This window comes from Enterobacter cloacae complex sp. P6RS, from assembly GCF_014982245.1.
In the GTDB taxonomy this organism is placed as follows: domain Bacteria; phylum Pseudomonadota; class Gammaproteobacteria; order Enterobacterales; family Enterobacteriaceae; genus Enterobacter; species Enterobacter bugandensis.
Map to the genome: position 1 here is coordinate 692 of NZ_JADCLB010000010.1, position 20,841 is coordinate 21,532.

General features: G+C 56.6%; 16 protein-coding genes and 1 tRNA gene. 6 read left to right on the plus strand and 11 right to left on the minus strand.

Annotated features, from left to right (window positions below):
• Window positions 1-86 precede the first annotated feature (86 nt).
• Complete coding sequence (locus INF73_RS05725; protein ID WP_193547288.1) at window positions 87-779, minus strand: hypothetical protein; 693 nt, start codon at window positions 777-779, stop codon at window positions 87-89.
• A 163-nt stretch (window positions 780-942) separates the two neighbouring features.
• Window positions 943-1,037 (minus strand) — tRNA-Sec (locus INF73_RS05730).
• A 289-nt stretch (window positions 1,038-1,326) separates the two neighbouring features.
• Here INF73_RS05730 and INF73_RS05735 point away from each other — a divergent pair.
• Both INF73_RS05735 and yicI read left to right on the plus strand, forming a co-directional pair.
• Window positions 1,327-2,718: a glycoside-pentoside-hexuronide family transporter gene (locus INF73_RS05735; RefSeq protein WP_193541740.1), complete on the plus strand. Its 1,392-nt coding sequence runs from the start codon at window positions 1,327-1,329 to the stop codon at window positions 2,716-2,718.
• Between the two features lie 12 nt (window positions 2,719-2,730).
• Complete coding sequence (gene yicI, locus INF73_RS05740; protein WP_193541742.1) at window positions 2,731-5,049, plus strand: alpha-xylosidase; 2,319 nt, start codon at window positions 2,731-2,733, stop codon at window positions 5,047-5,049.
• 110 nt (window positions 5,050-5,159) lie between these two features.
• Here the strand turns inward: yicI and INF73_RS05745 are convergent, their stop codons facing one another.
• Window positions 5,160-6,848: an AsmA family protein gene (locus tag INF73_RS05745; protein ID WP_193541744.1), complete on the minus strand. Its 1,689-nt coding sequence runs from the start codon at window positions 6,846-6,848 to the stop codon at window positions 5,160-5,162.
• 119 nt (window positions 6,849-6,967) lie between these two features.
• Complete coding sequence (xanP, locus tag INF73_RS05750; RefSeq protein WP_193541746.1) at window positions 6,968-8,359, minus strand: xanthine/proton symporter XanP; 1,392 nt, start codon at window positions 8,357-8,359, stop codon at window positions 6,968-6,970.
• A gap of 225 nt (window positions 8,360-8,584) precedes the next feature.
• On the opposite strand from xanP, the gene gltS reads away from it, so the two are divergent.
• On the plus strand, window positions 8,585-9,787 hold the full coding sequence (gene gltS / locus INF73_RS05755; protein WP_047366905.1) for a sodium/glutamate symporter: 1,203 nt from the start codon (window positions 8,585-8,587) through the stop codon (window positions 9,785-9,787).
• 2 nt (window positions 9,788-9,789) lie between these two features.
• Here gltS and recG read toward each other — a convergent pair whose 3' ends face one another.
• Genes recG through gmk form a run of 5 tightly spaced genes read right to left on the minus strand, consistent with a single transcriptional unit; the run spans window position 9,790 to window position 15,656 of the window.
• Entirely contained in the window at window positions 9,790-11,871 is a 2,082-nt protein-coding gene (gene recG, locus INF73_RS05760) for an ATP-dependent DNA helicase RecG (protein ID WP_048958508.1), read from the minus strand.
• Window positions 11,872-11,874: 3 nt separating this feature from the next.
• Window positions 11,875-12,564 carry a tRNA (guanosine(18)-2'-O)-methyltransferase TrmH gene (gene trmH, locus INF73_RS05765; RefSeq protein ID WP_028015010.1) on the minus strand — a complete coding sequence of 230 codons (690 nt, stop codon included), beginning with the start codon at window positions 12,562-12,564 and terminating at the stop codon, window positions 11,875-11,877.
• 4 nt (window positions 12,565-12,568) lie between these two features.
• On the minus strand, window positions 12,569-14,683 hold the full coding sequence (gene spoT / locus INF73_RS05770; protein ID WP_028015011.1) for a bifunctional GTP diphosphokinase/guanosine-3',5'-bis pyrophosphate 3'-pyrophosphohydrolase: 2,115 nt from the start codon (window positions 14,681-14,683) through the stop codon (window positions 12,569-12,571).
• Between the two features lie 19 nt (window positions 14,684-14,702).
• Entirely contained in the window at window positions 14,703-14,978 is a 276-nt protein-coding gene (gene rpoZ, locus INF73_RS05775; RefSeq protein WP_000135058.1) for a DNA-directed RNA polymerase subunit omega, read from the minus strand.
• Window positions 14,979-15,032: 54 nt separating this feature from the next.
• Window positions 15,033-15,656: a guanylate kinase gene (gene gmk, locus INF73_RS05780; RefSeq protein ID WP_010426438.1), complete on the minus strand. Its 624-nt coding sequence runs from the start codon at window positions 15,654-15,656 to the stop codon at window positions 15,033-15,035.
• A 251-nt stretch (window positions 15,657-15,907) separates the two neighbouring features.
• Between gmk and ligB the strand changes: the two genes are divergently transcribed.
• Window positions 15,908-17,578 (plus strand): NAD-dependent DNA ligase LigB, encoded by a 1,671-nt coding sequence (gene ligB / locus INF73_RS05785; RefSeq protein WP_193541748.1) that lies wholly within the window; start codon window positions 15,908-15,910, stop codon window positions 17,576-17,578.
• A gap of 2 nt (window positions 17,579-17,580) precedes the next feature.
• On the opposite strand, the gene INF73_RS05790 is transcribed toward ligB, so the two are convergent.
• Together INF73_RS05790 and INF73_RS05795 are read right to left on the minus strand one after the other, a co-directional pair.
• Window positions 17,581-18,198 (minus strand): trimeric intracellular cation channel family protein, encoded by a 618-nt coding sequence (locus INF73_RS05790; RefSeq protein ID WP_193541750.1) that lies wholly within the window; start codon window positions 18,196-18,198, stop codon window positions 17,581-17,583.
• Window positions 18,199-18,404: 206 nt separating this feature from the next.
• Window positions 18,405-19,268, minus strand: a complete 864-nt coding sequence (locus tag INF73_RS05795; protein WP_028015013.1) for a YicC/YloC family endoribonuclease — start codon at window positions 19,266-19,268, stop codon at window positions 18,405-18,407.
• Between the two features lie 125 nt (window positions 19,269-19,393).
• On the opposite strand from INF73_RS05795, the gene rph reads away from it, so the two are divergent.
• A complete protein-coding gene (gene rph / locus INF73_RS05800; protein ID WP_010426431.1) occupies window positions 19,394-20,110 on the plus strand; it encodes a ribonuclease PH in 717 nt (238 codons plus the stop codon).
• Window positions 20,111-20,178: 68 nt separating this feature from the next.
• Window positions 20,179-20,820: an orotate phosphoribosyltransferase gene (pyrE, locus tag INF73_RS05805; protein ID WP_041911672.1), complete on the plus strand. Its 642-nt coding sequence runs from the start codon at window positions 20,179-20,181 to the stop codon at window positions 20,818-20,820.
• Window positions 20,821-20,841: the final 21 nt, after the last annotated feature.

Here is a 20,841-nt window from a genome sequence, read left to right on the forward strand (position 1 = left end):
AGTTTATGTTTTTATATGAGTTGTTAATGATATTAAACCAGGTATCCGAATCGATCTGTTTCAAGTTAATAATTGAATGATACCATTCAATTTTTTTTGATTGAGCTTTCTTTTATCGATGGAAAGTAGATACCATAACGTTTGTTCTTATGGACAATCCACGCGAAATTTATGTGAAGCTGTATCAATGTTAAAAGTGTAAATAATAAGCATATGTGGCGAGACTCTTTTATCACTTCCTCGTAATTCAAACTGTGTTTAGCCTTTATGCTTATAATATGTCTTTGAGTAAGTCTTGTTACAACATCTTTCTCATGGGAAATGCTTGACCAGCTAATCCATTCATCAGATACTGATTTTATTGAATCGCTATCGGTTACATCCACCTCGAAGTTAGATTGATTTATTGGACTAATAAAAGTATCTTCTTCAAATTTGTTACTGAAATAACCATCGTGAAGAATTATATTTAACTGGTCGATGCTTATTTCTATTTTATCGAAAGTCGTTAAATCGACAGGTTTGTTTTTAATAATGAATTTAGGGAATATTTTTGTGCCAATTTTATTACATCCCATTAATGTGTAGATATCATTTCCACATTTACACGCGATAGTTTCATTACATTCATTATTTAGTGATAGAAACATATCGTTTACAATCAACTCAAGATAAGCTGGTCTTTCTTTTGGAAAAATTAACTTTCCGAATAAGTATTTATCATAAATTTTAAGTTCAACGTGAAAATCCATTTCACAAGAAAAATCAATCTCATCCATTCTTATTCCTTTATCATTGCTTGAGGGGTTTAGCTGTGAGTAGGACCACTGGTTATGATTCAGATCTATTATTCTGATACTTTGTTTTACATTAAGAAGAGAGATCAACTCAACCCTTTTACAAAAGGAAATTGGATGATTTGAGAAGTGAGCATGGCATTTTTGGCGGAAGATCACAGGAGTCGAACCTGCCCGGGAACGCTGGCGCCCCCAACTGGATTTGAAGTCCAGCCACCTCACCGGAGATGACGATCTTCCGCGCCTGCATTGCTACATGGAGGCGGGGCGCATTATAGCTACTTTCAGGCATTTACCACATACCCCACACCACTTTTTTCACCTCTCTTTTGACCTGTACCCCCCTGTTTCAGCTAATTCCTAAGAAAATCCTCAGGTTAGCCTTTTGTGCTCTCCAACATTTATCGCGATCACAAAAAACAAGAAACGTAATCTGCTAACCAGAAAACGCAATACCCGCCGTTGAAACAATGGTTTAAAACCAATGCAACTGGTCTCAGCGCCCCCTACAGCGTGAAGGATAAAAAATATGAGCGAAGTATTGTCAGTAAAAGAGAAGATTGGCTATGGCATGGGTGACGCCGCCAGCCACATCATTTTTGATAACGTTATGCTTTATATGATGTTTTTCTACACCGATATTTTCGGCATTCCCGCCGGGTTTGTCGGCACCATGTTCCTGCTGGCCCGTGCGCTGGATGCAATCTCCGACCCGTGCATGGGGCTGATCGCCGACCGCACCCGCAGCCGCTGGGGCAAGTTCCGACCGTGGATTTTGTTCGGTGCCATCCCGTTCGGCATCGTCTGCGTGCTGGCCTACACCACGCCGGACCTCAGCCTCAACGGCAAAATGGTTTACGCGGCAATTACCTACACGCTGCTGACCCTGCTCTATACCGTGGTCAACATCCCGTACTGCGCGCTGGGCGGGGTAATCACCAGCGACCCGACGCAGCGTATCTCCCTTCAGTCCTGGCGCTTCGTGCTGGCGACGGCGGGTGGCATGCTCTCCACGGTGCTGATGATGCCGCTGGTGAAGCTGATTGGCGGCGAAGATAAGGCGTTCGGCTTCCAGGGCGGGATCGCCGTGCTGTCGGTGGTCGCGTTCCTGATGCTGGCGTTCTGCTTCTTCACCACCAAAGAGCGCATCCAGGTGCCGCCGAGCACCACCTCCATGCGGGAAGACCTGCGCGATATCTGGCAAAACGACCAGTGGCGCATCGTCGGCGTGCTGACCATCCTCAATATCCTCGCCGTCTGCGTGCGCGGCGGGGCGATGATGTACTACTGCACCTGGATAATGGGCTCGCCGGAAGTGTTCGTCGCATTCCTCACCACCTACTGCGTCGGCAATCTGATCGGCTCCGCGCTGGCGAAACCGCTCACCGACTGGAAGTGCAAGGTCAGCATCTTCTGGTGGACCAACGCCGTGCTGGCGGTGGTCAGCGTGGCGATGTTCTTCGTCCCGATGCACGCCACGGTGCTGATGTTCGCCTTTATCTTCGTTATCGGCGTGCTGCACCAGCTGGTGACGCCAATCCAGTGGGTAATGATGTCCGATACCGTCGACTACGGCGAATGGACCAACGGCAAACGCCTGACCGGCATCAGCTTTGCGGGCACGCTGTTCGTGCTGAAGCTCGGCCTGGCGCTGGGCGGGGCGATGATCGGCTGGATGCTGGCAGGCGGCGGCTACGACGCGGCGGCCAAAACCCAGAACAGCGCGACCATCAGCATCATTATCGGCCTGTTTACGCTGGCGCCGGCGATCTGCTACGTGCTGAGCGCCATTATCGCCAAACGCTACTACACGCTGAAAACCCCCTTCCTGACCAAAATCCTGGGTGAGCTGGCGCAGGGCGCGCGCCGCAATCAGCAGGATTTTGAAAACCTGCCGGTCAGTAAAGAATTGCAGAACTAAGAGGACGAAAGCATGAAAATCAGTGATGGAAACTGGCTTATTCAACCGGGCCTGAACGTGACCTATCCGGTTCAGGTGTTCGAGGTGGAGCAGCAGGGCAATGACCTGGTGGTGTATGTTGCGCCGCGCGACGTGCGTGAGCGCACCTGGCAGCTCGACACGTTGATGTTCACGGTGCGTCTGTTTTCCCCGCAGGAAGGGATTGTCGGGGTGCGCATCGAGCACTTCCAGGGCGCGCTGAACAACGGTCCGCACTATCCGCTGAACGTTCTGAAAGACGTGAAGGTCGAGATTGAAAACAACGCCGAATTTGCCGAGCTGAAAAGCGGCAGCGTCAGCGTGCGCGTCACCAAAGGCGAGTTCTGGGCGCTGGATTTCCTGCGCAACGGCCAGCGCATTACCGGCAGCCAGCTGAAAAACAACGGCTACGTGCAGGACAGTAACACCGACCGTAATTACGTGTTCGAGCGTCTGGATCTGGGCGTGGGGGAAACAGTCTACGGCCTGGGCGAGCGCTTTACCGCGCTGGTGCGCAACGGCCAGACGGTCGAAACCTGGAACCGCGACGGCGGCACCAGCACCGAGCAATCCTACAAAAATATCCCGTTCTACCTGACCAACCGCGGCTACGGCGTGCTGGTGAATCATCCGGAAAACGTCTCGTTTGAAGTCGGCTCCGAGAAGGTCTCTAAAGTGCAGTTCAGCGTCGAAGGGGAATATCTCGAGTATTTCGTGATCGACGGCCCGACGCCAAAAGAGGTATTAAACCGCTATACCCGCTTCACCGGGCGCCCGGCGCTGCCGCCTGCGTGGTCCTTCGGCCTGTGGCTGACCACCTCGTTCACCACCAACTACGATGAAGCGACGGTGAACAGCTTTATCGACGGCATGGCCGAGCGCGACCTGCCGCTGCATGTGTTCCACTTCGACTGCTTCTGGATGAAGGCCTTCCAGTGGTGCGACTTCGAGTGGGACCCGGTAACCTTCCCGGATCCGGAAGGGATGATCCGCCGCCTGAAAGAGAAAGGGCTGAAGGTCTGCGTGTGGATCAACCCGTATATCGGCCAGAAATCCCCGATTTTCCGCGAGCTGAAAGCGAAGGGCTATCTGCTCAAGCGTCCGGACGGCTCCCTGTGGCAGTGGGACAAATGGCAGCCGGGGCTGGCGATTTACGACTTCACCAATCCGGACGCGTGCCGGTGGTATGCCGACAAGCTGAAAGGCCTGGTGGATATCGGCGTCGACTGCTTCAAGACCGACTTCGGCGAGCGTATCCCGACGGACGTGCAGTGGTTCGACGGGTCCGATCCGCAGAAGATGCACAACCACTACGCCTACATTTATAACGAACTGGTGTGGAACGTGCTGAAAGAGACCGTCGGCGAAGAGGAGGCGGTGCTGTTTGCCCGCTCGGCGTCCGTTGGGGCGCAGCAGTTCCCTGTACACTGGGGCGGCGACTGCTACGCCAACTACGAGTCGATGGCGGAAAGCCTGCGCGGTGGGCTGTCGATTGGCCTGTCCGGCTTCGGGTTCTGGAGCCACGATATTGGCGGGTTCGAAAACACCGCTCCGGCGCACGTCTATAAACGCTGGTGCGCGTTCGGGCTGTTCTCCAGCCACAGCCGCCTGCACGGCAGCAAATCCTACCGCGTGCCGTGGGCGTACGATGACGAGTCCTGCGACGTGGTGCGCCACTTCACGCAGCTGAAGTGTCAGCTGATGCCGTACCTGTACCGTCAGGCGGCGCTGGCCCGCGAGTTCGGCACGCCGATGCTGCGCGCGATGATGCTGGAGTTCCCGGACGATCCGGCGTGCGATTACCTCGACCGTCAGTACATGCTGGGGGATTCCATGATGGTGGCGCCGGTGTTCTCCGAGGCGGGGGACGTGCAGTTCTACCTGCCGGAAGGCCGCTGGACGCACCTGTGGCACAACGACGAAATCCATGGCAGCCGCTGGCATAAGCAGCAGCACGATTTTATGAGCCTGCCGGTCTACGTGCGCGACAACACGCTGCTGGCGCTCGGTAACAATAACCAGAAGCCGGACTACGCCTGGAACGAGGGGACGGCCTTCCAGCTGTTTAACCTGGAGGATGGCGCAGCGGCGGTGAGCGAAGTGCCTGCGCCGGACGGGTCTGTGGCATTTACGCTGAAGGCGTCACGTCGGGGCGACATTGTGACCTTTACCGGCGCGGGTGATGCGAAAAACTGGTCGGTGTGCTTGCGCAACGTGCAGAAGGTGAGTGGCGTGAAAGGCGGCTCGCACGCGGGCAGCGAGAGGGGTGTGGTGGTGAAAGCGGAGGGGGATGAGGTGGTGGTTCAGCTCTGAGGTGGAAAATGCCCGGTGGCGCTTCGCTTACCGGGCCTAAGGTAATTATGCGCTCTGATGCCCTCACCGTGACCCTCTCCCACAGGGAGAGGGAACAAACATCAAAAACTTTATTGCACAGGCGTTGCAACCACGCCGCCCGTCATCGTCTGCTCAACCTGCTGCTTATCCATATTCACCGCGCTTAGCTTCCCATTCACCGTTGGCTTCAGTGGCGCACTGGCCTGCACGCTGCCGCTGGCGGTCATCTGAATATTGCCGTCGCCCGTAATCGGTAACGCAGGCCAGCCCCACTGCTGCAGCACGTTGAGCGGTACGCCGCGCCCGTTCAGGCTCACCGTGGTCTGCCGCTGCGGGAGCTGTGAAACCGTCGCCGTGGCTTCCAGAATACCTTTCTCGGTAAACGCGCTCAGGTCGCTAATGTTCACCGTGGCGGCGTTGGCATTCAGCGCCAGCGACGGACGGCGCACGTCGACGCGGTTAAAGGTCGCCGCCGCACCGTTTAATGTTGCGCTGCCGCCCCAGACGCCCCACTGGCGATCTTTCGCCAGCTGCAGGTTTGCGCCGTAGCCGTCCAGGGAGGTGATCTGCCACGGGAAGGCGGGATCGATGTCGATCACCAGGTTGCGGCTCAGGCCAAATTTTTGCAGCGTGACGCTGTTCAGCCATTCCGGCAGCGGCTCCATCCACAGCGTTTTCCAGTTTTCAGGAAGGGTGTACTCCAGCCCGGCGATGGCAACATCGTCCAGAACCAGCGCTTTACCGTCGCGCAGCCAGTTGCCGGACGTGCGCACCATACCGCCTTCCCAGCGGGAGGTGAACTGACGCAGCGCTATGCCCTGCGGGGAAAACTCCGCATTCAGGATCGGGTCAAACAGATGCAGCGAGCCGAAGATAAACTCGCTGGCGTTCATGGACAGGCGACCTTCCTGGCTCTGCCAGTCGCCTTTGCTGAGAGTCAGGTTGCGCAGGCTTAAGTCGAGATCGGTCACCGCCCAGTCCGGGCCTTGCAGGCGGGCATCGGTGACCTCCAGACGGCCAATTTGCAGGGAGGGGATGGTAGCCAGCGGCGCGAAGGATGCTTTCAGCGTTTTGTCGCTCTGCAGGCGGATCTCGTTCAGGCGCATGGTGTCGATTATCCAGCTTCCGTCAGCGTTACGCAGGGCGGAGCCGGTGAGCGAGCCACGGGCCATATCGGCACCAATGGTGTTCAGCACCACCTCCTTGCCGTTCAACTGGCCGTCGATTAGCACGTTGGTGGCCGGTACGCCGTTCAGGGTCAGCGAGCCGGCGCTCATCTGGATCTTTGCGTTTTTACCCAGCACGTTCCCGGCTTCTGGCTGCCATGGGCTGACGCCGCCCGTGACCTTCTGTGCGCTCAGATCCCATTCAGTATTCGGGCTGTTAAAGGCCATGTTGTTCAGCTGCAGACGATCGGCCTGGAAGGGCAGCGGCGCTGTTTGAGGCGAGAGATTCAGCGTGCCGTCGAACAGGGTGATAGTGCCCATGTGCAGCGGAGCAGTGATCTGACGGCTGCTCAGGCCAATATCGACTTTTTTGGCAACTAATGTGGCGGGTTTACCGTCCCGCCCAAAGGTGACATTTTCCAGAATGAGGTGGGAAGGCGATGAAAAGCGGTGATTCATCTTGTCGAAACTGAGTTCGTAGTCGGTATTCACCGTAATCCAGCTGCTGACCTGCGCCGCCCCCCAGCGGGTCTGGAGCAAAATATAGAGCGCCAGCAGCACAATAAGCAGGGCTACCAGAAGATAGACGAGTAGCTTTCCAATAAATTTCATGGTCTTCCATCCCGCGAAACGAACATAAGGGAGTTATGCACGATTTATGCGCAATGCTCAAGGCGGGAATGGTGTAATTAGATGTCACGGCAGGCATTGACTGCCTGCCGTGAGGGAGATCAGTTCTTCTCAGGCGGGAAAACGAGGTTCAGCACGATAGCGGTGATACCGCCCGCGGCAATGCCGGAAGAGAGCAGGTTTTTAACCCAGTCCGGCGCAAACTGCAGGATCAGCGGCTGCTGGGAAACACCCAGACCAACGGCCAGCGACACCGCGATAATCATGATCGCGCGACGGTTCAGCGGCTCGCGGGAGACGATACGCACGCCGGAGGCCGCGATAGTCCCAAACATCACCAGCGTTGCGCCGCCCAGCACCGGCTCAGGAATGTGCTGCACAAAGCCGCTCACCGCCGGGAACAGGCCGAGGACGATCAGCATCAGCGCCACCACGAAACCAACGTAGCGGCTGGCCACGCCAGTCAGCTGGATCACACCGTTGTTCTGGCCGAAGCAGGAGTTCGGGAAGGTATTAAATACCGCAGAGACAAACGAGTTCAGGCCGTTCGCCAGTACGCCGCCTTTCAGACGCTTCATGTACAGCGGGCCGGAAACCGGCTGCTCAGAGACGTCGGAGGTAGCGGTGATATCACCGATGGTCTCCAGAGAAGTAATCATAAACACCAGCATCAGCGGCAGGAGCAGACCCCAGTCTATGCCCAGGCCGTAATAAAGCGGCGTTGGGACGGTGATCAGCGCGCTGTTGGTCGGCGCGGTGTTCTCCGGCAGCATCCCCAGCGCCCACGCCAGCAGATAGCCCGCTGCCATGGCGATCACCAGCGAGGCCACGCGCAGGTAAGGGTTACGCTGACGGTTAAGCAGAATGATGATCGCCAGCACCACGCCCGCCAGCAGCAGGTTTTTCGGCGCGCCGAAGGTGTGGTCGCTCATTGCCGCGTAGCCGCCACCGATGGAGGTGAGGCCCACCTGAATCAGCGACAGGCCGATAATCATCACCACCACGCCGGAAACCAGCGGGGTGATTACACGGCGAGCCAGGTGCAGCACGCGGGAGATGACCATCTCCGTGCAGCTTGCCAGCATTAGGGTGCCGAACAGCGCCGCCATCATGGTCGGAACATCCGCACCGCCGGTTTTCAGCGCCGTACCGCCCATGATCAGCGGCGCCACGAAGTTAAAGCTGGTGCCCTGAATCGACAGTAGCCCAGACCCCACCGGGCCCCAGGCTTTAATTTGAATAATGGAGGCCACGCCGGAGGCGAACAGAGACATACTGATAATGTGCTGCGTGTCCTGCGCCGGTAAACCGAGCGCCTGGCAAATCAGCAGCGCCGGGGTGATCACCGCAACAAACATTGCCAGAAGATGCTGGCAGGCGGCAAAAAGCGTCTGCGGCAGCGGCGGTCGGTCTTCAAGGCGGTAAATCAGTTCGCTATTTTGCTTCTGCGCAATCGGTTGCGCATCTGGCGATTCTATGGTGTTAACGGACATCGGCGGCAATCCCACGGTGGAAAAGCGGGCATTTTATCTGACCACCTGGTAAAAGCAAACGATTGCCAGCAAAAAAAAGGAAGAAAATCTGCCGCTGTGAGCAGGTTTTTTACAACCTATCGGAAAAAAAAATTACACTTTTTGCGCCGGGGGCTCATGACGAGCGCAAACCGGCCCAGGATAACGCCGCGTGTGTATGGAATACGCGCATAACAGGAGCCTTTTATGATTCATCTCGATACGTTGTCGACCCTTGTTGCCGCAACGCTGGTTCTTCTGCTTGGTCGCAAGCTGGTCCACAGCGTTTCCTTTCTGAAAAAATACACTATTCCTGAACCTGTCGCCGGCGGTCTGCTGGTGGCGCTGGCCTTGCTGATACTGAAAAAAAGCATGGGCTGGGAAATTGATTTTGATATGTCCCTGAAAGACCCGCTGATGCTGGCTTTCTTTGCCACCATCGGCCTGAACGCCAACCTGGCGAGCTTGCGCTCGGGCGGTAAGGTGCTCGGCGTGTTTCTGATTGTGGTGGTGGGGCTGCTGCTGATGCAAAATGCGATTGGCATCGGTATGGCAACGCTGCTGGGGCTGGATCCGCTGATGGGGCTGCTGGCGGGGTCGATTACCCTTTCGGGCGGTCACGGCACCGGCGCGGCGTGGAGCAAGCTGTTCATCGAACGCTACGGTTTTGAAAACGCGACGGAAGTGGCGATGGCCTGCGCGACCTTTGGCCTGGTACTGGGGGGCCTGATTGGCGGCCCGGTAGCGCGTTATCTGGTGAAGCACTCCACCACGCCGAATGGCAGACCGGACGATGAAATGGTGCCGACCGCGTTTGAAAAACCGGACGTTGGACGCAGCATCACCTCGCTGGTGATGATTGAAACCATCGCGATGATTGCCATCTGCCTGACCGTGGGCAAAGTGGTTGCGCAATGGCTGGCGGGTACCGCGTTTGAACTGCCGACGTTTGTCTGCGTGCTGTTTATCGGGGTGATCCTGAGCAACGGTCTGGCGCTGATGGGCTTCTACCGCGTGTTTGAACGGGCGGTATCGGTGCTCGGCAACGTCTGCCTGTCGCTGTTCCTGGCGATGGCGCTGATGAGCCTGAAGCTGTGGGAGCTGGCCTCGCTGGCGCTGCCGATGGTGGCGATTTTGGCGGTGCAGGCGCTGTTTATGGCGCTGTATGCCATGTTCGTGACCTGGCGCATGATGGGGAAAAACTATGATGCGGCGGTGCTGGCGGCCGGTCACTGCGGGTTTGGTCTGGGGGCTACCCCAACGGCTATCGCCAACATGCAGGCGATCACCGAACGGTTCGGGCCATCGCATATGGCGTTTCTGGTGGTCCCGATGGTCGGCGCATTCTTCATTGATATCGTCAACGCGCTGGTGATCAAGCTGTACCTGATGCTGCCGATATTTGCCTGAGATCAGGCGTTGGAATACCGTTCGGTTTCCGGCATCCAGCGCTCAATTAACGCTGCCGCCTGTTCGGGGTAGCGTTCATGAATATGGCGCGCAAGGCGCTGAACTTCGGGGATCATGGCCTGATCGCGCAGTAAATCCGCCACTTTAAATTCAGCATTTCCCGTCTGGCGCGTGCCCAGTAGTTCGCCCGGGCCGCGTATCTCCAGGTCTTTTTGCGCAATCACAAAGCCGTCGTTGCTGTCGCGCAGCACCTGCAGTCGCATCTGGGCGGTTTTTGAAAGCGGTGCTTTGTAAAGCAGCACGCAGTGAGACGCTACCGCGCCGCGGCCAACGCGCCCGCGCAGCTGGTGGAGCTGGGCAAGCCCCAGACGTTCCGGGTTTTCGATAATCATCAGGCTGGAGTTCGGGACGTCCACCCCCACTTCAATAACCGTCGTGGCGACCAGTAAATGCAGTTCCCCCTGTTTGAAGGATTGCATCACCGCCTGCTTCTCGGCAGGCTTCATGCGGCCGTGAACCAGGCCAACGTTCAGCTCGGGCAGTGCCAGCTTGAGCTCTTCCCACGTCGCTTCGGCGGCCTGGGCTTCCAGCAGTTCAGACTCTTCAATCAGGGTACAGACCCAGTAGGCCTGGCGCCCTTCATGGGTGCAGGCGTTGCGCACGCGGTCAATGATGTCGCTGCGGCGCGTATCCGGTATGGCGACTGTCGTCACCGGCGTTCGGCCCGGCGGCAGTTCGTCGATGGTAGAGGTATCCAGATCGGCGTAAGCCGTCATCGCCAGGGTACGCGGGATCGGCGTGGCGGTCATGATCAGCTGATGCGGGTGGAAGCCCTGCTGCAGCCCTTTTTCCCACAGCGCCAGACGCTGATGCACGCCGAAGCGGTGCTGCTCGTCGATAATCACCAGCGCGAGGCCGTTAAACTGCACCTGCTCCTGAAAGATAGCGTGTGTGCCGACAATCATCTGCACCTGGCCGCTGGCGATGGCTTCCTGCTGCGCAAGACGCGCTTTGCCTTTTTGCTTTCCGGCGAGCCAGCCCACCTCAATCCCGAGCGGTGCGAACCAGGCGCGGAAATTATTGGCGTGCTGCTCGGCCAGCAGCTCTGTCGGCGCCATCAGGGCGACCTGTTTGCCGTGGGCGATGGCGCGCAAGGCGGCCAGGGCGGCAACCAGCGTTTTACCTGAACCTACGTCGCCCTGCACCAGGCGCATCATCGGCACGTCGAGCGCCATGTCGCGCTCAATCTCGGCGGTGACGCGCGCCTGCGCGCCGGTGGGCTTAAAGGGCAGCGAGGCCAGCAGCTTATCTTTGAGCACATCATTCGGGCTTAACGGCTGAGCGTGGAAACGCTGCGCGCCGGCGCGCAGCGCCAGCATGCTCAGGTTATGCGCCAGTAATTCCTCAAGGATAAGACGCCGTTGGGCGGGGTGTTTACCGCTTTCTAAATCGCTGAGCTGCAGCGTTGGCGGCGGGCGGTGCAGGGTGCGCAGCGCCTCGGGCAGGCTCATCATCCCCTGAGCCAGTTCTGGCGGCAGCAGCTCGGTAATGGCGCAGGTATCGAGCAGTTCCAGGGCCTGATCGGTGAGCTTACGCAGCGTCGCCTGCTTAATGCCTTCGGTCGTCGGGTAAACCGGAGTGAGCGTCTCCTGCAGTTCCGGCGTGCTGAGATCGCCCTGCACGCGGTACTCCGGGTGGATCATCTCTGCGCCGTATTTCCCGCGTTTGGCTTCGCCATAGGCCAGCACTCTGCGGCCGGTCGCCAGGCTGTTCTTCATCGCCGCGCTGAAGTTGAAGAAACGCATGGTGAGGATGCCGGTGCCGTCGCTGATCTGACAGGTCATCATCCGGCGTCCGCCGAAAGTGATATTGCAGTTAAGGACTTCGCCTTCAACGGTGGCGTAAATGGCGGGAAGCAGGTCGCCAATCTTGTAGAGCTGAGTGCGGTCTTCGTAACGCAGGGGGAGATGAAGCAGGAGATCCTGCACGGTGTGCAGGCCAATTTTTGCCAGCTTATTGCTTTGCGCCGCGCCCACGCCCGTCAGGCTGTTGAGCGGGATAGCATCCAGCAGGCGGCCTTTCATAGGTTACCCGGCGTACTGCATGGTGGCCCACCACTCGGCATCGGCTTCAATTTCGCCCTGCGCGTTGACGTGGGGGTAAGGCAATTTTTTCTGCTTCGCAACGCGTGCCAGCACCGGATAGCCACCTTCAAACAGCAGGCGCTGCTGTTCTTCTTCCGGCAGCATGCTGTTGCTGCGCTCGTACATCCCGGCGTTCTGACGCTGGCGCTGCGCTTCATACAGAATGAGCGCGGATGCCACGGAGACGTTAAGGGACTGGACCATGCCGATCATCGGAATGATGATGTCCCGATCCGCCAGATCCAGCGCTTCCTGGGAGATCCCGGTTTTCTCCTGACCCATCAAAATGCAGGTCGGGCGGGTATAGTCGATCTCGCGGAAATCCACGGCCTTATCGGACAGGTTTGTCGCCAGGATCTGCATCCCGCGTCCTTTCAGATGCGATACGGCATCGCCAATCGTCTGGTGAGATTTGACGGATACCCAGCTGTTACTGCCTGCCGCAGCAGAGACCATGGTTCGCATCCGGTGACCCGGCCAGACGGCGTGCACTTCATGCACGCCGACGGCATCTGCGGTACGGACGATGGCAGAGACGTTATGAGGTTTATGCACCTGCTCCATGCAGACCGTCAGGTCAGGCTGGCGTCTGGCGAGCATTTCGCAGATACGGGCATAACGTTGTGAATTCATAAACCTAGTTTCGGTTTCGGGTGACTTTAATCACGTCCGGCATGACGCGGATCTTGCGCATAATGTTCGCCAGATGCACGCGGTCGCGAGCGGTCAGACGAATAAAGGCGCTATAGACGCGGCCGTCTTTTTCTTCCGTATTCAGGCTCTGAATGTTGGACGAGGCCGTGTTGATGGCTGCCGTCAGGTTCGCCAGGGCACCCTGGTGGTTGAACATATCCACCTTAATTTCGGTGATAAATTCCTGCGCCGTCTCTTTATCCCACTCGACCGCCATAAACTTCTCGGCTTCTTTCTGGTAGCCGCGAATGTTACGACAGGATTCATGGTGGATAACCAGCCCTTTGCCCGGACTGACGTGCGCAATAATCGGGTCGCCAGGGATTGGACGGCAACATTTTGCGAAGGTGATCAGCACCCCGTCCGCGCCTTTGATCGGCAGATGAGCATGGCCGGATGCGCCTGGAGCAGATGGCGTCGCTTCGCCCTGCTGCAGGTTTTTCGCTACCACGACGCTCATCGCGTTACCCAGACCAATTTCCGCCAGCAGATCGTCCAGAGACGTGAGCTTCATACGGTCGAGTTCACGCTGAATATGTTCCGGTGGGATCTCAGCCAGCTTGCGGCTGCCGCCCAACGCGTGGTTGAGCAGGCGACGCCCCAGGCTGACGGAGTCATCGCGCTTGAGGTTTTTCAACAGCTGACGAATTTTGGCGCGCGCTTTGGAACTCACGACAAAGTTCAGCCAGGCCGCGTTCGGACGTGCGCCCGGCGCGGTAATAATTTCGACCGTCTGGCCGCTGGAGAGCGGCTGAGACAGCGGGTAAGGCTGTCTGTCGACGCGCGCGCCCACGCAGGCGTGCCCGATATCGGTATGCACGGCGTAGGCGAAGTCGACCGGCGTTGCGCCCGCAGGCAGTTCGACAATGCGGCCTTCTGGGGTGAAAACGTAAATCTCATCCGGGAAGAGATCGGATTTAACGCTCTCGATAAATTCGAACGAGCTACCCGCACTCTGCTGAAGCTCCAGCAGGCTCTGCATCCAGCGCTGGGCGCGGATTTGCGCGGTGGTGCTGCTTTCGCCACCGTGCTCTTTGTAAGCCCAGTGTGCGGCTACACCCATCTCTGCCATCTGGTCCATGTCTTCGGTGCGGATCTGCACTTCAACAGGCACGCCGTGCGGACCGATCATCGAGGTATGCAAAGATTGATAGCCGTTCGCTTTCGGAATGGCGATGTAATCTTTCATGCGCCCCGGGCGCGGTTTATAGAGGCTGTGCATCTGCCCCAGCACGCGGTAGCAGGTGTCAGAGTCGTGGACGATTACGCGGAACGCGTAGATATCCATGATCGAGTGAAAACGCTGCTCTTTGAGCACCATTTTGCAGTAGATGGAGTAAAGATGTTTTTCGCGACCGCTGACGCGGCACGGGATTCCCGCTTCCTGCAAACGCCCTTCAATTTCAGAGAGGATCTTTTGAATCATCTCTTTACGGTTACCGCGTGCGGCTTTCACCACCTCTTTAATCACGCGATAGCGGTTCGGGTACAACGCTTCAAAGCCCAGCTCTTCCAGCTCGGTTTTGATGTGGTGGATACCTAAACGGTGCGCCAGCGGACTGTAAATTTCGAGGGTTTCACGGGCAATGCGGCGACGTTTATCCGGGCGAAGTGAGCCCAGCGTGCGCATGTTGTGGGTACGGTCAGCGAGTTTGATGAGAATGACGCGGATATCCTGCACCATCGCCATAATCATCTTGCGGAAGTTTTCGGCTTGCGCCTCTTTCTTGTCGCGGAATTTCAGCTTATCAAGCTTAGAGACCCCTTCCACCAGCTCGGCAACGCTTTTGCCAAACAGCTGTTCCATATCCTGGTAGGTGGCAGGGGTATCTTCGATCACGTCGTGCAGCAGGGCGGCCATCAGCGTTTCGTAGTCGAGTTTCATCTCGGCCAGAATACAGGCTACCGCAACCGGATGCGTGATGTAGGGTTCACCGCTTGAACGTGTCTGGCCCTCGTGAGCGTCACGTGCAACGAGATACGCCTGCTGAAGACGCTTAATTTGGTCTTCAGGCAGATAGGTTTGAATCAGTTGATTCAGGCTTTCAAACAGATACAAGGGCGACCCGCAGGTTTAATTAACGACGACCTTCAGCAATGGCGGTTACGGCCTGCAGTTCTGCGGCTTCCTGCTCTTGCTGCTCCTGGCGCTCACGCACGTCGAGGATCTGGTTGTTGATCAGACCTTCTTCGATTTCGCGAAGTGCAATAACGGTGGTTTTATCGTTTTCTTCCGGTACCAGCGGATCTTTACCGCCTACCTGCATCTGACGAGCGCGACGCGCGGCGACCAGCACCAGGTCAAAACGGTTACCAATTTTCTCTACAGCGTCCTGAACAGTTACGCGTGCCATACTTAAAATGCTCCACAGGTGAAGAAATGACTGGGCATGATACTGAAAGTGGGTTCAGTCTGCCAACAGTTTGGTGATTAATGCGTCATGTCGCTGCTTCTGGCGGCTCATACGCAGTCGTTCTGCGCGAAGAATGGTTTTGAGATCGCTCAGCGCGGCATCAAAATCATCATTCACAATAAGGTAATCATATTCCGCGTAATGGCTCATTTCTGCAACTGCCTGTTCCATACGCTTTGCGATGACTTCTTCACTGTCCTGACCGCGGCCACGCAGGCGGCGATCCAGCTCATCCTTCGACGGCGGTAAAATAAAGATACTGCGCGAATCAGGCATTTTCTTGCGAATTTGCTGTGCGCCCTGCCAGTCGATGTCGAGGAACACATTCACGCCCGTCGCCAGAACCTGCTCAATGGTTTCACGCGAGGTGCCGTAGTAGTTACCGAACACTTCTGCGTGTTCAAGAAACGCATCTCTGCCGATCATCGCTCTGAACTCGTCGTGATCCACAAAGAAATAGTGTTCACCGTGCACTTCACCCGGACGCGGCGCTCGCGTGGTGTGAGAAACAGAAACCTGTGTGTCGTACAACGGTTGGGTTTTTAACAGTGCCTGAATAAGGCTGGATTTACCCGCGCCGCTAGGGGCAGAAACAATATAAAGCGTGCCTTGAGCCATGAGAGTCTTTTGTATGTGTTAACGAAGAAGTCCTACATACGGGCTTATTATACACGTCGCCGCTGTGTGACGTAGCCTTTGTCACACTTTTTCCCCTGGATTATTGAATTTTGCGTACCGTTTTCAGGTTTTATCTGCGGTTTGCAGCAATAAAAATTAACGCTGGATAGCGCCTCGCAACGTGAAAGGTTGCTATTAGCGTCGTTTCTCACGTCAGGTTATACCTCCTGCATTGCAAAGGAGGGATAGCGATGTGGCGGTGGATAAGCGGGTTAATGCTGTTGTGGTGTGGTTACGGGGCGGCGGTGTGCCCGGTGTGGTCACAGGCAAAAGCCGAAAAAGAGATTGCGTCATTAAGTGCACAAATCAAACGCTGGGATGAGGCTTACTGGAAGCTGGGGGTGAGCGAGGTCAGTGACGAAGTGTATGACCAGCTCAACGGCCGTTTAACCCAGTGGCAGCGCTGTTTCGGCAACGATTTTGCTGAGAGCGCCCTTCCTGCGCTGGAGGGAAACGTAAAACATCCTGTTGCCCATACGGGGGTACGTAAAGCAGCCAGCAAAGAAGCGCTGGGTCACTGGATGCACGGCCGGAAAAATCTCTGGATGCAGCCAAAAGTCGATGGCGTGGCGGTGACGCTGGTGTATCGCAACGGAAAGCTAGCGCGGGCCATCAGCCGTGGTAATGGGTTAAAAGGCGAGGACTGGACCGCCCGCGTGCGTTTGATCCCGTCCGTACCCAAGGAGGTATCCGGCGCGCTTGCAAACAGCGTCTTACAGGGGGAGCTTTTCTGGCTACGCGAAAACCACGTCCAGCGGCAGATGGGCGGAATGAATGCTCGCGCAAAAGTGGCGGGCGCGATGATGCGACAAAAGGACAACGCGCTTTTGAGCCAGACAGGAATATTTATCTGGGCCTGGCCGGATGGACCGAAGGGAATGGAAAACAGGCTGTCTGAGCTGTCCAGCGCAGGCTTTTCCCTGACGGCGCGCTATACGTTGCCCGTACAAGCGGTTGATGCTGTTGAAAAACAGCGTTTGGCCTGGCAAAACACGGCATTGCCCTTTGCCACGGATGGCATAGTGGTTCGGTCTGCGGAGCCACCTACAGGGGAGAGTTGGCTGCCCGGCGAAGGCAACTGGATTATCGCGTGGAAATATTCGCCTGCGGCACAGGTCGCAGAGGTCAGGAATATTCTTTTTTCCGTGGGGCGCACGGGCAAAATTTCTGTCGTGGCGGCACTTGAGCCTGTGCAGTTGGACGATAAACGGGTGCAGCGAGTGAGTCTCGGTTCGGTTGGGCGCTGGCAGAGGCTGGATATTGCCCCGGGCGATCAGATCCAGGTCAGCCTGGCAGGGCAGGGTATCCCCCGGTTTGATAAGGTGGTCTGGCGAGGGGCGGAAAGACAAAAACCTGAGCCTCCGGCCTCGCGTTATCACTCCCTGAGTTGCTTTTATGCCTCGCCGGAGTGTATGGAACAGTTCTTTGCCCGGCTGACGTGGCTCAGTTCAAAGCAGGTATTCAACATTGAAGGATTAGGTGAGTCAGGCTGGCGCACACTCTGGCAGGCGCATCATTTTGAACACCTCTTTTCGTGGCTGCTATTAACGCAGGAGCAACTGCAGTCGACGCCGGGATTCTCTGCCGCACGCGGGCTGGCGCTCTGGCATCGCTTTAATCAGGTGCATGAGCAGCCTTTTATCCGCTGGATTATGGCGCTGGGTGTTCCGCTGCCACAGGCCTCGCTGAAGGCGTTGGAAGATGTGTCGTGGCAGAAGATGAGCGAACGCAGTGAAAAGGCCTGGCAGGCCTTGCCGGGTACGGGAGCGGAGAAGGCGCGGCAAATCGTTGCCTGGCTGCACGCGCCAGAGATCGATGTGCTGGTCAGGTGGCTTGCTCAGCAGCACATCAATGGGTTCTGAGATCAGTGGGCGCTGTGCTTATAGTGAAACACGGGCAATCCGAGCTTCAGACGCAGCGCCAGCATGCGGGCCGTAAAGCCAAACAGCAGCGTGGAGATGACCACCACGTCGTGGTTTGAAACGTAATGCTGCAGGGCAATGTAGAGCACCGCTGCGGCGAAGGAGATGCCAGCATACAGCTCTTTTTGGAAGACCAGAGGAATGCGTTTGCAGAACATATCGCGCAGCACGCCGCCGAAAACGCCCGTGACCACGGCGGCAATGGTAGCGATAACCGGACCTTCCCCCATATCGAGCGCGATTTGCGCGCCGATGATAGAAAAGACGATCAGCCCCAGCGCGTCAAGCACCAGGAACAGGCGGCGAAGGTGCGGCATAACGGGTGCCACGATGGTGGTTAATACGGCAGCCGTTGCGACGATAACCACATACTCAGGATGTTTCACCCAGCCGAGCGGGTAATGGCCAAGCAGGATATCGCGCACGGAACCGCCGCCCAGCGCGGTTGCAGTGGCAATAATGATCACGCCGAAGGTGTCCATCCGGCGACGCCCGGCGGCGAGAGCGCCAGTCATGGCTTCGGCGGTGATACCAATAAGATAAAGAATGTGAAGCAGCATATACCCTCCGGTGTGAACGCGGAAAGGTTAGCGATTTGTGCGCAAGATCACGATTGAGATTTTCTAAGGCGATTGGGTTTCACCTATAAAATTTAATCAATGCATGTTGAATATCTTTGATACTTGGCTGCTGAATTTGAAAAGAGGCGGGAATTCGGATTAGAAATAATAATGGATGGCGTCAGCCGACACCATCCAAAAAGCGATTACTCAATATTCTGGATCTGCTCGCGCATCTGCTCAATCAGAACCTTGAGTTCAATCGCTGAGTTGGTCACTTCAGCGTTGATAGACTTAGACGCCAAAGTGTTCGACTCGCGGTTGAACTCCTGCATCATAAAGTCCAGACGGCGGCCCACCGCTTCCTTCTTCTTCAGGATGTTGTAGGTCTCTTTAACGTGCGCTTCCAGACGGTCCAGCTCTTCAGCAACATCGATACGCTGCGCCATCAGCACCAGCTCTTGTTCCAGACGGGTGTTTTCCAGCTGAACTTCCGCTTCTTCCAGCTTGGCGACCAGACGCTCGCGCTGCCACTGCAGCACTTCCGGCATATGGGCGCGAACCTTCGCCACTTCAGCGCTGACGCCTTCAAGGCGCTGCTCAATCATCGCTTTCAGCGCCTGACCTTCGGTTTCGCGGGCAACGATAAAGTCATCCAGCGTGCCGTCGAGGGCTGCCAGAATTTCTGCGGCAATCGCGTCCAGATCCTGCTCGCCGGCGGCCATGACGCCAGGCCAGCGCAGAATATCAACCGGGTTGATTTCGCCTTCATCGCTCTGCATTTTGACCCAGTTCGCCGCATTCACGAGCTGTTTCGCCAGTTTTTCGTTGAGGATCAGCTCGCCCTGTGCGCTGGCATCGGGCTCAAAGCGCAGGTTGCATTCCACTTTCCCGCGGGTCAGACGCGTACGGATACGCTCGCGCACCACAGGTTCAAGGCTGCGGAACTGTTCCGGCATACGGAAATATGTTTCCAGATAGCGCTGGTTTACCGAACGCATTTCCCAGGTAGCGCTACCCCAGCTACCCTTGATTTCACGCCGGGCGTAGGCGGTCATACTGCGGATCATAGACATTCCCGTTTTTAAAGGAGAGATGGGGGGATTATAGCTTTCGGGGGCTTCTCAGGATAGGAATAAGCGTCCTTTATCCGTATAATGCGCAGCCACATTCGTTTCAAGCCGGAGAATCCATCATGCGTCCATCAGGTCGTAGCGCCAATCAGGTGCGTCCCGTCACCCTGACCCGTAACTATACAAAACACGCTGAAGGCTCCGTGCTGGTTGAGTTTGGTGACACCAAAGTGCTTTGCACCGCGTCCATCGAAGAAGGTGTTCCGCGCTTTCTGAAGGGTCAGGGCCAGGGCTGGATCACCGCCGAGTACGGCATGCTGCCGCGCGCGACCCATACCCGTAACGCCCGTGAAGCGGCAAAGGGTAAGCAGGGTGGACGTACCATGGAAATCCAGCGCCTGATCGCACGTGCGCTGCGCGCCGCCGTTGACCTGAAAATCCTCGGTGAATTCACTATTACCCTGGACTGCGACGTGATTCAGGCAGATGGCGGCACGCGTACCGCGTCCATTACCGGTGCCTGTGTGGCGCTGGCCGATGCCCTGAACAAGCTGGTTGCAGCCGGTAAGCTGAAAACCAACCCTATGAAAGGGATGGTCGCGGCGGTTTCCGTGGGGATCGTTAATGGTGAAGCGCTTTGCGATCTGGAATACGTTGAAGATTCTGCCGCCGAGACCGACATGAACGTGGTGATGACCGAAGATGGTCGCATCATTGAGGTGCAGGGGACGGCGGAAGGTGAGCCGTTCACCCATGAAGAACTTCTCTCCCTGCTGGCGTTGGCCCGAGGGGGAATCGAATCCATTGTAACGACGCAAAAAGCGGCGTTAGAAAATTGATTTTAAAGGCGACCAATGAGTCGCCTTTTTTTTGCCTGTAAGACAGAAAAAACCAAAGGAGCGAATCCATGAAATCGTATCAGCGCCAGTTTATTGAGTTTGCGATTAATAAACAGGTACTTAAGTTTGGCGAATTTACGCTGAAATCCGGGCGTAAGAGCCCGTATTTCTTCAACGCCGGGCTGTTTAATACCGGGCGCGATCTGGCACTGTTAGGCCGCTTCTATGCCGAAGCGCTGGTGGATTCCGGGATTGATTTCGACCTGCTGTTTGGCCCTGCGTACAAGGGCATTCCGATTGCAACCACCACGGCGGTGGCGCTGGCGGAGCACCATGACCGTGATGTGCCGTACTGCTTTAACCGCAAAGAGGCCAAAACCCACGGTGAAGGCGGTAATCTTGTGGGCAGCGCGCTGCAGGGCCGCGTGATGCTGGTCGACGACGTGATTACCGCAGGCACCGCGATCCGTGAATCTATGGAGATTATCCAGGCCAACGGTGCGACGCTGGCTGGCGTGCTGATTTCTCTTGATCGTCAGGAGCGCGGTCGCGGCGATATCTCTGCTATCCAGGAAGTAGAGCGTGATTACAGCTGCAAAGTGACCTCTATCATCACCCTGAAAGACCTGATTGCGTATCTGGAAGAGAAGCCAGAGATGGCGGATCACCTGGCGGCGGTGCGGGCGTATCGCGAAGAGTTTGGCGTGTAATTAAAATGCCCGGCGGCGCTA

What these genes read in the sequence shown, in the direction of transcription:
- INF73_RS05725 (WP_193547288.1), bottom strand. Translation starts at nt 779, where the DNA reads ATGGATGAGATTGATTTTTCTTGTGAAATGGATTTTCACGTTGAACTT.
- INF73_RS05735 (WP_193541740.1), top strand. Translation starts at nt 1,327, where the DNA reads ATGAGCGAAGTATTGTCAGTAAAAGAGAAGATTGGCTATGGCATGGGT.
- yicI (WP_193541742.1), top strand. Translation starts at nt 2,731, where the DNA reads ATGAAAATCAGTGATGGAAACTGGCTTATTCAACCGGGCCTGAACGTG.
- INF73_RS05745 (WP_193541744.1), bottom strand. Translation starts at nt 6,848, where the DNA reads ATGAAATTTATTGGAAAGCTACTCGTCTATCTTCTGGTAGCCCTGCTT.
- xanP (WP_193541746.1), bottom strand. Translation starts at nt 8,359, where the DNA reads ATGTCCGTTAACACCATAGAATCGCCAGATGCGCAACCGATTGCGCAG.
- gltS (WP_047366905.1), top strand. Translation starts at nt 8,585, where the DNA reads ATGATTCATCTCGATACGTTGTCGACCCTTGTTGCCGCAACGCTGGTT.
- recG (WP_048958508.1), bottom strand. Translation starts at nt 11,871, where the DNA reads ATGAAAGGCCGCCTGCTGGATGCTATCCCGCTCAACAGCCTGACGGGC.
- trmH (WP_028015010.1), bottom strand. Translation starts at nt 12,564, where the DNA reads ATGAATTCACAACGTTATGCCCGTATCTGCGAAATGCTCGCCAGACGC.
- rpoZ (WP_000135058.1), bottom strand. Translation starts at nt 14,978, where the DNA reads ATGGCACGCGTAACTGTTCAGGACGCTGTAGAGAAAATTGGTAACCGT.
- gmk (WP_010426438.1), bottom strand. Translation starts at nt 15,656, where the DNA reads ATGGCTCAAGGCACGCTTTATATTGTTTCTGCCCCTAGCGGCGCGGGT.
- ligB (WP_193541748.1), top strand. Translation starts at nt 15,908, where the DNA reads ATGTGGCGGTGGATAAGCGGGTTAATGCTGTTGTGGTGTGGTTACGGG.
- INF73_RS05790 (WP_193541750.1), bottom strand. Translation starts at nt 18,198, where the DNA reads ATGCTGCTTCACATTCTTTATCTTATTGGTATCACCGCCGAAGCCATG.
- INF73_RS05795 (WP_028015013.1), bottom strand. Translation starts at nt 19,268, where the DNA reads ATGATCCGCAGTATGACCGCCTACGCCCGGCGTGAAATCAAGGGTAGC.
- rph (WP_010426431.1), top strand. Translation starts at nt 19,394, where the DNA reads ATGCGTCCATCAGGTCGTAGCGCCAATCAGGTGCGTCCCGTCACCCTG.
- pyrE (WP_041911672.1), top strand. Translation starts at nt 20,179, where the DNA reads ATGAAATCGTATCAGCGCCAGTTTATTGAGTTTGCGATTAATAAACAG.